This window comes from Marinobacter sp. L-13, assembly GCF_056857715.1.
Genome location: NZ_JBSXNQ010000047.1, coordinates 86927 through 99127, shown reverse-complemented (window position 1 = coordinate 99127; position 12201 = coordinate 86927). Strand labels below are relative to the sequence as shown.

General features: G+C 55.1%; 5 protein-coding genes, 2 tRNA genes and 3 rRNA genes. 6 read left to right on the top strand and 4 right to left on the bottom strand.

Annotated elements, in window-relative coordinates; all coding sequences use genetic code 11:
* The 6 genes from AC13DD_RS07045 to rrf form a co-directional block, all read left to right on the top strand.
* Nucleotides 1–223 (top strand): hypothetical protein (locus AC13DD_RS07045; RefSeq protein ID WP_482931026.1); only part of this gene is annotated, 223 nt, incomplete at its 5' end.
* A gap of 122 nt (nucleotides 224–345) precedes the next feature.
* Nucleotides 346–1885, top strand: a 16S ribosomal RNA gene (locus tag AC13DD_RS07040).
* Nucleotides 1886–1976: 91 nt separating this feature from the next.
* A tRNA-Ile gene (locus tag AC13DD_RS07035) sits at nucleotides 1977–2053 on the top strand.
* Between the two features lie 122 nt (nucleotides 2054–2175).
* A tRNA-Ala gene (locus tag AC13DD_RS07030) sits at nucleotides 2176–2251 on the top strand.
* Between the two features lie 333 nt (nucleotides 2252–2584).
* Nucleotides 2585–5476: ribosomal RNA gene (locus AC13DD_RS07025) — 23S ribosomal RNA — on the top strand.
* A 99-nt stretch (nucleotides 5477–5575) separates the two neighbouring features.
* A 5S ribosomal RNA gene (rrf, locus tag AC13DD_RS07020) occupies nucleotides 5576–5690 on the top strand.
* The 16S, 23S and 5S rRNA genes sit together here with 2 tRNA genes alongside, the layout of an rRNA operon.
* A 67-nt stretch (nucleotides 5691–5757) precedes the next feature.
* On the opposite strand, the gene AC13DD_RS07015 is transcribed toward rrf, so the two are convergent.
* Genes AC13DD_RS07015 through AC13DD_RS07000 form a run of 4 tightly spaced genes read right to left on the bottom strand, consistent with a single transcriptional unit; the run spans nucleotide 5758 to nucleotide 12147 of the window.
* Entirely contained in the window at nucleotides 5758–6438 is a 681-nt protein-coding gene (locus AC13DD_RS07015; protein ID WP_008172928.1) for a sensor histidine kinase, read from the bottom strand.
* On the bottom strand, nucleotides 6435–8072 hold the full coding sequence (locus AC13DD_RS07010; protein ID WP_053114897.1) for a tetratricopeptide repeat-containing response regulator: 1638 nt from the start codon (nucleotides 8070–8072) through the stop codon (nucleotides 6435–6437). Before AC13DD_RS07010 ends, AC13DD_RS07015 begins: the two co-directional genes overlap by 4 nt.
* Entirely contained in the window at nucleotides 8069–11587 is a 3519-nt protein-coding gene (locus AC13DD_RS07005) for a hybrid sensor histidine kinase/response regulator (RefSeq protein ID WP_008172926.1), read from the bottom strand. Before AC13DD_RS07005 ends, AC13DD_RS07010 begins: the two co-directional genes overlap by 4 nt.
* A 53-nt stretch (nucleotides 11588–11640) precedes the next feature.
* On the bottom strand, nucleotides 11641–12147 hold the full coding sequence (locus tag AC13DD_RS07000; protein ID WP_014576695.1) for a hypothetical protein: 507 nt from the start codon (nucleotides 12145–12147) through the stop codon (nucleotides 11641–11643).
* Nucleotides 12148–12201 lie beyond the last annotated feature (54 nt).

Here is a 12201-nt window from a genome sequence, read left to right as displayed (position 1 = left end):
GAAAGCGCTGAAGAAAATGAGTTTCAAAATTCTTCAGAAAGCAGTTGACAGGCAAGCGATTCACTGTAGAATGCGCGCCTCGAAACAAGCAGTAAGCCGGGTCATTTTTCGGCGCTTTCCGGAGACGGAAAACATCGAAAATAAACGGTTGACAAGGCGGCGCTACGATGTAGAATACGCGGCCTTGATTGAGCAACAGCTCAAACGCTCTTTAAAAAGTTGACCAAGTAATTCGTGTGGGCGCTGGCCGAGGTATTTCGGATATGAAATATCAGGACAGTGACTCGTCGAAATTGAGTTTTGTCTTGAGCAAGAATAGAGAATCTTCGGATTCTTGTATGATTTAAACTGAAGAGTTTGATCATGGCTCAGATTGAACGCTGGCGGCAGGCTTAACACATGCAAGTCGAGCGGTAACAGGGGGTGCTTGCACCCCGCTGACGAGCGGCGGACGGGTGAGTAATGCATAGGAAACTGCCCAGTAGTGGGGGATAGCCCGGGGAAACCCGGATTAATACCGCGTACGCCCTTCGGGGGAAAGCAGGGGATCTTCGGACCTTGCGCTATTGGATGTGCCTATGTCGGATTAGCTAGTTGGTGGGGTAAAGGCCTACCAAGGCGACGATCCGTAGCTGGTCTGAGAGGATGATCAGCCACATCGGGACTGAGACACGGCCCGAACTCCTACGGGAGGCAGCAGTGGGGAATATTGGACAATGGGGGCAACCCTGATCCAGCCATGCCGCGTGTGTGAAGAAGGCTTTCGGGTTGTAAAGCACTTTCAGTGAGGAGGAAAACTCTGCGACTAATACTCGTAGGGCTTGACGTTACTCACAGAAGAAGCACCGGCTAACTCCGTGCCAGCAGCCGCGGTAATACGGAGGGTGCAAGCGTTAATCGGAATTACTGGGCGTAAAGCGCGCGTAGGTGGTTTGGTAAGCGAGATGTGAAAGCCCCGGGCTTAACCTGGGAACGGCATTTCGAACTGTCAGGCTAGAGTATGGTAGAGGGTAGTGGAATTTCCTGTGTAGCGGTGAAATGCGTAGATATAGGAAGGAACACCAGTGGCGAAGGCGGCTACCTGGACCAATACTGACACTGAGGTGCGAAAGCGTGGGGAGCAAACAGGATTAGATACCCTGGTAGTCCACGCCGTAAACGATGTCTACTAGCCGTTGGGACTCTTGAAGTCTTAGTGGCGCAGCTAACGCACTAAGTAGACCGCCTGGGGAGTACGGCCGCAAGGTTAAAACTCAAATGAATTGACGGGGGCCCGCACAAGCGGTGGAGCATGTGGTTTAATTCGACGCAACGCGAAGAACCTTACCTGGCCTTGACATGCAGAGAACTTTCCAGAGATGGATTGGTGCCTTCGGGAACTCTGACACAGGTGCTGCATGGCCGTCGTCAGCTCGTGTCGTGAGATGTTGGGTTAAGTCCCGTAACGAGCGCAACCCCTATCCCTAGTTGCTAGCAGTTCGGCTGAGAACTCTAGGGAGACTGCCGGTGACAAACCGGAGGAAGGTGGGGATGACGTCAGGTCATCATGGCCCTTACGGCCAGGGCTACACACGTGCTACAATGGTGCGCACAGAGGGCTGCAAACCCGCGAGGGGGAGCCAATCTCACAAAACGCATCGTAGTCCGGATCGCAGTCTGCAACTCGACTGCGTGAAGTCGGAATCGCTAGTAATCGTGAATCAGAATGTCACGGTGAATACGTTCCCGGGCCTTGTACACACCGCCCGTCACACCATGGGAGTGGATTGCACCAGAAGTGGTTAGTCTAACCTTCGGGAGGACGATCACCACGGTGTGGTTCATGACTGGGGTGAAGTCGTAACAAGGTAGCCGTAGGGGAACCTGCGGCTGGATCACCTCCTTAAACGAAGCCGAACGCTTCGGTCAGAGTCCACACGAATTACTTGGTTAGCTGAATAAAGAGAGCAGATGGGTCGTTGCAGGCCCGTGTTTTTGGGTCTGTAGCTCAGGTGGTTAGAGCGCACCCCTGATAAGGGTGAGGTCGGTGGTTCAAGTCCACCCAGACCCACCAGAATTGCGTGGCTCGTCGTTGCTTCCAAGCTCACGTGCGACTCGCACGCTACGCTTGCAAGCGCCTAGATCCACACAATTCTATAGCTAAGGTTAAACGACCTGGCTTGTGTGGAAGATCGAGGGGCCATAGCTCAGCTGGGAGAGCGCCTGCCTTGCACGCAGGAGGTCGGCGGTTCGATCCCGCCTGGCTCCACCAAAAGCCTGAACGATCGATGCTTACATAACTGACTAACTCCGGTTAGCAGTGTGCAGAAACAAGTGTTTCAACTTGATGAAAAAGTTCGAAGCCCTTCTTTCTGATCACTGGGTCAGATTTGCTCTTTAACAAATTGGACGAGATAGAACACGATTGATGGATTCCATTATCTCCGGAATTCATTGATCAGAGTGATAACGATTTCAAGCGTTATCCGGTGTTGTCGTTGAAGTGGTTGTTCTATTGCTTCAAGTGGCTGTCTCGAAGAAACCCCTGAATCAGGCTTGCCTGGTGAGGAGTGTGGATTCGTGATCAGTTGTCTTGGGGTTATATAGTCAAGCAACTAAGCGCATACGGTGGATGCCTTGGCAGTCAGAGGCGATGAAAGACGTGGAAGCCTGCGATAAGGTTCGGGGAGCTGGCAAACAAGCTGTGATCCGGGCATTTCTGAATGGGGAAACCCACCGACTTTCGGGTCGGTATCTTGCACTGAATACATAGGTGTAAGAGGCGAACCGGGGGAACTGAAACATCTAAGTACCCCGAGGAAAAGAAATCAACCGAGATTCCCTAAGTAGCGGCGAGCGAACGGGGACTAGCCCTTAAGCTAGACAACTGGTAGGAGAAGGCTCTGGAAAGTGCCGCCATAGTGGGTGATAGCCCCGTATCCGAAACCTGAGTCTGGTGAAATCGAGTAGGACGGGACACGTGATATCCTGTCTGAACATGGGGGGACCATCCTCCAAGGCTAAATACTCCTGACTGACCGATAGTGAACCAGTACCGTGAGGGAAAGGCGAAAAGAACCCCTGTGAGGGGAGTGAAATAGATCCTGAAACCGTATGCGTACAAGCAGTCGGAGCGGACTTGTTCCGTGACGGCGTACCTTTTGTATAATGGGTCAGCGACTTATGTTCAGTGGCGAGGTTAACCGTTTAGGGGAGCCGTAGGGAAACCGAGTCTGAATAGGGCGATTTAGTCGCTGGGCATAGACCCGAAACCGGGCGATCTATCCATGAGCAGGTTGAAGGTGCCGTAACAGGCACTGGAGGACCGAACCCACTGTCGTTGAAAAGCCAGGGGATGACTTGTGGATCGGAGTGAAAGGCTAATCAAGCCCGGAGATAGCTGGTTCTCCCCGAAAGCTATTTAGGTAGCGCCTCGGACGAATACCACAGGGGGTAGAGCACTGTTTCGGCTAGGGGGTCATCCCGACTTACCAACCCGATGCAAACTCCGAATACCTGTGAGTACTATCCGGGAGACACACGGCGGGTGCTAACGTCCGTCGTGAAGAGGGAAACAACCCAGACCGCCAGCTAAGGTCCCCAAGTACCAGTTAAGTGGGAAACGATGTGGGAAGGCTCAGACAGCTAGGAGGTTGGCTTAGAAGCAGCCATCCTTTAAAGAAAGCGTAATAGCTCACTAGTCGAGTCGGCCTGCGCGGAAGATGTAACGGGGCTCAAACTGGTCACCGAAGCTGCGGCTGCATACTTTGTATGCGGGGTAGGGGAGCGTTCTGTAAGCCTGCGAAGGTGTGTTGAGAAGCATGCTGGAGGTATCAGAAGTGCGAATGCTGACATGAGTAACGACAATGCGGGTGAAAAACCCGCACGCCGGAAGACCAAGGGTTCCTGCGCAACGCTAATCGGCGCAGGGTGAGTCGGCCCCTAAGGCGAGACCGAAAGGTGTAGTCGATGGGAAACGGGTTAATATTCCCGTACCTTGGATAGCTGCGATGGAGAGACGGAGAAGGCTAGGTGAGCCGGGCGACGGTTGTCCCGGTTTAAGCGAGTAGGGAGTGGACTTAGGCAAATCCGGGTCCACAATCTCGAGACGCGACGACGACTGCTCTTAGAGCGGGAAGTCATTGATGCCCTGCTTCCAGGAAAATCTTCTAAGCTTCAGGCTATTCGAGACCGTACCCCAAACCGACACAGGTGGTCAGGTAGAGAATACCAAGGCGCTTGAGAGAACTCGGGTAAAGGAACTAGGCAAAATGGTGCCGTAACTTCGGGAGAAGGCACGCTGGTGGTAAGTGAAATCCCTGCGGGTGGAGCTGAAGCCAGTCGAAGATACCAGGCCCCTGCGACTGTTTATTAAAAACACAGCACTGTGCAAACACGAAAGTGGACGTATACGGTGTGACGCCTGCCCGGTGCCGGAAGGTTAATTGATGGGGTTAGCGCTTGCGCGAAGCTCTTGATCGAAGCCCCGGTAAACGGCGGCCGTAACTATAACGGTCCTAAGGTAGCGAAATTCCTTGTCGGGTAAGTTCCGACCTGCACGAATGGCGTAACGATGGGGGCGCTGTCTCTACCCGAGACTCAGTGAAATTGAAATCGCCGTGAAGATGCGGTGTATCCGCGGCTAGACGGAAAGACCCCGTGAACCTTTACTATAGCTTCACAGTGAACTTTGAGCATGTTTGTGTAGGATAGCTGGGAGGCTTTGAAGTGGGAACGCCAGTTCTCATGGAGCCAACCTTGAAATACCAGCCTGACATGTTTGAGGTTCTAACTTGGTCCCCTTATCGGGGATGAGGACACTGTGTGGTGGGTAGTTTGACTGGGGCGGTCTCCTCCCAAAGCGTAACGGAGGAGCACAAAGGTGGGCTAAGCATGGTCGGACATCATGCGGTTAGTGTAATGGCACAAGCCCGCTTAACTGCGAGACAGACACGTCGAGCAGGTACGAAAGTAGGTCATAGTGATCCGGTGGTTCTGTATGGAAGGGCCATCGCTCAACGGATAAAAGGTACTCCGGGGATAACAGGCTGATACCGCCCAAGAGTTCACATCGACGGCGGTGTTTGGCACCTCGATGTCGGCTCATCACATCCTGGGGCTGAAGCCGGTCCCAAGGGTATGGCTGTTCGCCATTTAAAGTGGTACGCGAGCTGGGTTTAGAACGTCGTGAGACAGTTCGGTCCCTATCTGCCGTGGACGTTGGAGATTTGAGGAAAGCTGCTCCTAGTACGAGAGGACCGGAGTGGACGAACCTCTGGTGTTCGGGTTGTGACGCCAGTCGCATTGCCCGGTAGCTATGTTCGGACAGGATAACCGCTGAAAGCATCTAAGCGGGAAGCCCCTTCCAAGATGAGATCTCCCTGGACCCTCGAGGTCCCTGAAGAGCCGTTCAAGACCAGGACGTTGATAGGTCGGGTGTGTAAGCGCTGCGAGGCGTTGAGCTAACCGATACTAATTGCTCGTGCGGCTTGACTATATAACACCCAAGACAATTGCGGATAACGCAGAGCCTAACCGCTCAAACGAAATCAACATCACTCAGTTCCTTCTCGTCCCCCAGTGATCAACCGTTTTGCCTGACGACCATAGCGGTCTGGAACCACCTGATCCCATCCCGAACTCAGAAGTGAAACAGACCAGCGCCGATGGTAGTGTGGCGTTGCCCATGTGAGAGTAGGTCATCGTCAGGCTCCTAATACCGAAAACCCCAGCATCCTCGATGCTGGGGTTTTTTATTGCCTTCAGAAAAGACCTGGATCAGGGCAGCCAGATCTCAAACACACCACCACCGAGGCTTCCACCGTTGTGGAGTTTTATCGACCCACTTCGCTTTCCCTCACTGTGCAGTCTGGCAACGGATGAGGCGAAGAACAGCCCGAGGCTGGTACTGCCACTCTTGAAATCAAGGGATTTGAAGTTGAGTGTTCCCGTGTGCTGCATGCTGTCGGGATAGCCCTTGCCATCGTCTTCAACACCGATCACCAGATAACCGTCTCTCTCACCAGCGGTAAGCCGGATTCTGCTGCGGGTATAGCGGATGGCATTGTTGATGGTGTTATTGAGTACACCGGTCAACAGATCCTCGTCGAAAAAGCCGTTTATGTCCTCAGCGTCCACGGAAACATCAATGCCGAGCCCTTGCAGAAGAGGGTTGTGTCTGGCCAGGTGTTCCGAGAGGAAATCCGGCACAAAGTGCTCCTCAATGTGTGCCGAGAGGTTGTTCTCGCCAAGCCGGTAGATACCAAGGAGTTGCACCAGATCGTTGTGCATCCGTTCGGCTTCGTACTGCAAGGTATTGAAGCGGGAAGATTCCCCGAGGCTTTCCTCGTGCTCGCTGCGAAGCTCGTCGAGGGAATTAAGGAGCATGCCAAGCGAGTTCTTCATATCGTGAACGGCTGAGGCAAGCACCATGGAAAAATCGATATTCTGGTCTTTCATACCATCAGCCCCTTCAGTTTTCGTTGTAAGGCGATATAGCGCCGATGTTGGCGGTGTTGCTCCGGCAGTCCTGCAAGGCGATCCAGGCAAGTCTGGCAGCGTTTGAGGAGCTCAGCGTTACCGGGACTGTTGTCATTCTCCTTCATCAGCACCTGAACCAGGTTAAGGTTCAGGGCAGCGTGGTCCGGGACGATTTCCAGAGCCTTTGAAAAGATCTCCACGGCTTCTTGCAGGTTCCCGGCTTCGAACGCTTTTATGCCATCCCGGTTGAGGGTTCGGGCTTTGATTTTCTGCCGGAACCCTACGGGCTCATCAAGGAGGCTTTCAATCTTCTGAAGTATGTCAGGCTCGTTGCTGAACCGCTCTGACATCTCTCGTAATAGCGCTTTGGCGTCGCTTTCATGTCCGAGTCGAAACAGGGTCTTGGCGTAATCAAGACCCGTTGCGGCATCCAGGGCTGCGGCATTGTCGAGTTTCGGTCTGATCCTCTCGAGGATTTCGGTCGCCTCTTTATCCTGACTCTGTCCCGCATAAACCCGGCACTGGACGATCTGGCTCCGCAAACTGATACCTTCCTCGGCCTCGAATCGTTTTTCCATCTTCTTGAGAACGGTCAGTGCTTCCCTGGCTTTTTCTTTGCCTTCTTCTTCAAGATTGCCCTCGCTGAGGTCGGAAAGTGCCTGGCCCAAGGCGAGGTAATGCTCTGAATTGTCGTGAATCGAGTGGGTGCCAAGCTCTATTGTGCGCTGCCAGGCCTCGGATGATGTTTCGAGATCTTGGTTGGAGCCGGCCAGCTGTGCAAGATGCTTTTGCCGAAGTAGGGCATTGGGGGAATGCTCTATGGCTTTCTCCAGTACCTGCTGTGCCTGTGTCGGCCGGCCCTGCCGTTCGAACCCCTCTGCCAGAAGGTCATAGGCCTCCATGTAGTCCGGATGATTTGCAATAAGCTCTCGCAGGCCTTCAACAGCCTGGTCGAAGCTTCGATTGGCGAGCAGGACTTTGCAGCGTCCGAGCCTTGCCCAGGACAATTCCCGTTGTGCAAGAACGTCATCGAAGGTTTTGAGCGCGTGCGCCAGGTCCCCGAGCTGGAAATACAGGTCGCCCAGGGTTTTCATTAACCAGGTCTTGTAACGTGGCTGCCGGGGCAGCATTTGGAGACAGAGCGAAATGGCTTCCGGGTAGTTTTCCCGGTCGATTTCCCGATTGATGGGCATGAGTGTGTTGCGCTGGCTGATCAGGGCGCTAAGACGTTTCTCGAGTACAGCCCGGTTGATGGGCTTGGTCAGATAGGCATCGGGCTGGTACTCCCTCGCCCCCATGACCATTTCCTTGGAAGTCTCCGCTGTTACCATGAGGAACAGGGATGAGCGCTTCAGTAATTTTTTATACCGGAGGTCCTCGAGGATATGCTGGCCATTCTTGCCCTCTCCCAGGTTGAAGTCGCACAACACGACATCCACGTGATTGTAGGTACAGTGCTGGATGGCCTGACTGGCATTGGAGACCAGCTCGATAGAGTCAGCGCCACAACTGCGCAACATCTGGCGAATGGACAACCGGAAATTTTCGAAGTCATCGATCACGAGATAGTTGAGTTTGCCGAAAGGATTGGCGTCCGCTTTGGTGTCGGTCATGAGCGCTTCTGTTTCAGTAGCTTGTTAACCAGTGCCCTCAGTGCAGCCGGTTTCACCGGTTTGTAGAGAATCTGGTAGCCCCGGTTGATGGCATCCTCCCGAACTTCAGGCGCCATATAACCGGTGATGAGTATGCCCGGGATGTTGGCATTAAGAGCACCGCGAATGCTGTCCATGGCATCGAGGCCGTTCTTGTTATCATCTAGCTGATAATCGGCAAGTATAATATCAGGCCGATTCCCTTCCAGTTTTTCCATGGCGTCTTCCAGGCTTTCGGCGGCCGTTACGTCACATTTCCAGTTCCCAAGCAACGCGACCATGCCCTGCAGGATAGCCGGATCGTTATCGATGCACAGGAAATGCAGGCCTCCGAGGTTGGATACCCTGCGTGAGCCCGATGCGGGCTTGGCAGCGGTGGTCTCGTTCTGTTCCGGAGCCGCTGTTGGCACGGTGATACCGAAGACACTGCCTCGGCCCTGGACGGAATGGACGCTGACCGGGTGGTTCAGCATGCCGCTGATACGGTCAACGATGGCGAGACCGAGCCCCAGGCCCTTTTTATCCCGGCCATGCTGAAACCGACGAAATTCCTCGAAAATGTGTGCCAGCTGGTCCTCGGGTATACCGGGACCGGTATCCCAGACTTCTATACGAATATAGCCTTTCAGACGCCGGCACCCGAGCAGAATCTTGCCTTCCGGCGTGTAACGTATGGCGTTGGACAGGAAATTCTGGACCACACGACGCAGCAATTTGGAATCGGATCGGATCCAGGCCGTGCTGGGCACAACGTGCAGCTCCAGGTTCTGGTCCTTGGCGATTGCTGAAAAGTCGGTTGCCAGGTGGCGCATGATCTCGTTCACGGGGAAGACCCCGATATCGGGCTCCAACGCACCCGCGTCCAGCTTTGAAATATCCAGCAGGGTGCTGATGATTTCCTCGGCAGCCCCGAGAGAGCTGTCGATGTGGTCCACGAGATCTTTCATCTCGCCGTCATCTGCTTTCCCGGCGAGAGCAGAGGTAAACAGTCTGGCTGCGTTCAGGGGCTGGAGAAGGTCGTGGCTGGCAGAGGCTAGGAAGCGTGTCTTGCTCTGGTTCGCCTGTTCTGCCACCGATTTGGCCTTCAGCATCTGCTCATTGATGACCTGAAGCTCCTGGGTGCGCTCCTTGACCCGCTGCTCGAGGTAGATGTTGGTCTCCTTGAGGGCCTGCTCGGTTCTGCGCATGGCCGTGATGTCCTGGAACGTGGTGACATAGCCACCACCAGGTATCGGGCTGCCATCGATGCGTAACACCGTACCATCCGGTCTCTGGCGCTCGTAGGACATCGGCCGTCCCTCCCGCATGCTCGTGCAGCGATCGACGACGATCTCATCAATCCGGCGGGCAGATAGATTGGCATTGGTAAGGTTATAGCGCATCAGATCTTCAACAGGCCGACCGACCCTGACGAAGCCCTTCGGGTAGGTGAACAGTTCCAGATATCGGTGGTTCCAGACCACCAGTTGCTGCTGGTGGTTAACCACAGACACGCCCAGACTGATATTTTCAATCGCTGACTGGAGCAACTCCCGGCTGAAGGTCATGGCCTGGGACGCTTCGTCGACGATGCTGACCACATCCTCGATCTGCATGTCCCGGCCGGTGAGGGTCGATTCCAGGACCACCCTGGCGGTGGAGGCGCCGATCACCGAGGCCAGTTGGCGCTCGATGTATTTCATCAGGTGCGCCGATGCCGGGCGGTGCGGGTGCAAACGGATGGCGTTGCGGCGTTCGTAATTCCGGAAAATGGTTTCCGAGCGTTCTTCACCCATGAACCGGTCGGTTAGCGCCTGGAGGTCGGATGTCAGTATTTCGCCCTGCCAGCTCTGATGCTGCGCGGTCTCCGCTTTGGGCTGCGGATCGTGGAAGAAGGAGGCAATCTGGATCTTCTCTCGGACACGTTGACGGGTCAGCATCGAAAGTACGATGTACACCAAAGTGTTGATGCCGAGGCTCCAGATAATGCCGTGACTGGTCTGGTCCAGCTCGGACCCGAACAGGGCAGTGGGGCGCGTCCAGTTCAGTCCCCAGATTCCCTGCTCAATCAGTGTGTCGTTGACCCAACCGGTGGTGGCCAGTGCCGGCAGTAGCAGGGTGTAACACCACATCAGGAAACCAAGGCCAAGGCCCCAGACGGCGCCCATGTAATTGCCCCGGCGCCAGATAATGCCGCCTACCAGCGCCGGCCCGAACTGCGCCGCTGCCGCAAATGACAGCAGGCCGAAGGCCGTCAGGCTGTAGTCTTCGCCGGCCATCCGATAAAAACCATAGGCGGTGAGCAGCACCACAAAGATAGCGACCCGGCGGATACTCAGGAGCAGGTAGCTGAGGTCCGTGCGCCGGTTCATGCCTGGTCGGAAAAATTTCAGCAGGGCCGGCATGATGATCTCGTTGCTGACCATGGTGGCAATCGCCACTGAGCACACGATTACCATGGCTGCAGCCGCTGACCCGCCACCGAGGAACGCCAGTATGGCCAGCCATTCCTCGCCTGCCATGATCGGCAGCTGCAGTATCAGGATGTCAGGATTTCCAGCAGAGGCCTCGGGCGACAGCAGGCCCGCAGCGGCAATAGGAAGCACAAAGGCGCTGGCTACGATCAGGTAGATCGGCATAGCCCAGCGGGCAATCTCGAAGTCCCGATGATCGGTATTTTCAACCACCATGACATGAAATTGCCGGGGCAGGCAGATGATCGCGAGCATGGCAATGAGTGTCTGGGTAATGAATGCCGGCGCTTCGATACCATCGGTGGTCAGGGTGCCGATCAGGTCGGCGTCCCGAGCCCGTTCAAACAGATCGCCAAACCCGCCATAGAGCCCGTAGCCAACGAACAGCCCCACAGCGACGAAAGCCACGAGCTTGATCAGTGATTCGAAGGCCACGGCCTGGATCATGCCCCGATGATGCTCGGTGGATTCCAGGTGTCGGGTACCGAACAGAACGGTAAAGACCGCCAGGGCAAGGGTGATGTACCACGCGGAGTCACTCCAGGCCGCCGTGCTCAGCTCTTCATAGCCTGTTCCGGTAGCCGAGAGCACGTTGAAGCCCATTGCAATGGCTTTCAGTTGCAACGCAATGTAGGGAACACTGCCGATCAGGGCAAAGGTTGCAATCATTGCGGCCAGGAGCTGGGATTTGCCATACCGGGAGGCGATGAAGTCGGCAATGGAGGTACTGTTATTGCGCTTGCTGATATAGATGATCCGGCGCAGCAAGGGCGCACCGAACACGAAGACCAGCAAGGGCCCGAGGTAGATGGGGAGAAACCCCAGACCCTCCTGGGTGGCGCGTCCAACGGCGCCGTAGAAAGTCCAGGAGGTGAAGTAGACTGCCAGGGAGAGTGCGTATATGTGCGTGCGTGCCAGGCGCCTGCGATATAACCCGGGGTGTTTGTCGCCGGCCCAGGCGATCACGAACAGGATCGAGATGTAGGTGATGGAAATGAGGACCAGCAGCCAGGCACTAATCATGGTTACGCGTTCCCGACAGTATCAGCAGGTTGGTGCATCACGCTAACGAGTTATCACTCGGCGCAGACGGTTTCATACAGGGGGTCTCCGGGCTCGAGCAGTTTAAGGTTATCCACTCGCGGGCTTCCGTCAGATCCCAGAGGTACCAGTTCCCGGGTCGCACAGTTAATGATGTGAACGCGATGAGAAACCGCGTCTGTCATCTTCTGCTCGAAGCGATAGAGGGTAAACCGGACGATGTCTTCGCTGCTGGTATCACGGCTGATACTTTTGGTGTCGACCGTGGAAAATGCGGTGACGTAAGGGAGCACGAAGGTCCATGGGCGCCACAGGATGCCGTCGGATTCGGTGCTCACAACCACCGCTTCGTCCGGCAGACGTGCTTCTTTCTGGTCGAACCAGGTGTATTCCATGTAAATGAGATAGCCGAGCATGCCCGCGCCGGCAAAAACGGGGATGATCCACTTCGGGGCTTTGTTTCGAGTGGCGGCGCGAATACCCAGTGCAATACCGGCAGCGCCAAGGCCGCAAACTACAGTAGCGACAAATGTCCAGAACATATTATGACTTCCTCAAAAAAGAACGGGCTTCCTCATTGAGGAAGCCCGTTCAGT

Coding starts and splice junctions, on each gene's coding strand:
- AC13DD_RS07015 (WP_008172928.1), bottom strand. CDS start 6,438: ATGAAAGACCAGAATATCGATTTTTCCATGGTGCTTGCCTCAGCCGTT.
- AC13DD_RS07010 (WP_053114897.1), bottom strand. CDS start 8,072: ATGACCGACACCAAAGCGGACGCCAATCCTTTCGGCAAACTCAACTAT.
- AC13DD_RS07005 (WP_008172926.1), bottom strand. CDS start 11,587: ATGATTAGTGCCTGGCTGCTGGTCCTCATTTCCATCACCTACATCTCG.
- AC13DD_RS07000 (WP_014576695.1), bottom strand. CDS start 12,147: ATGTTCTGGACATTTGTCGCTACTGTAGTTTGCGGCCTTGGCGCTGCC.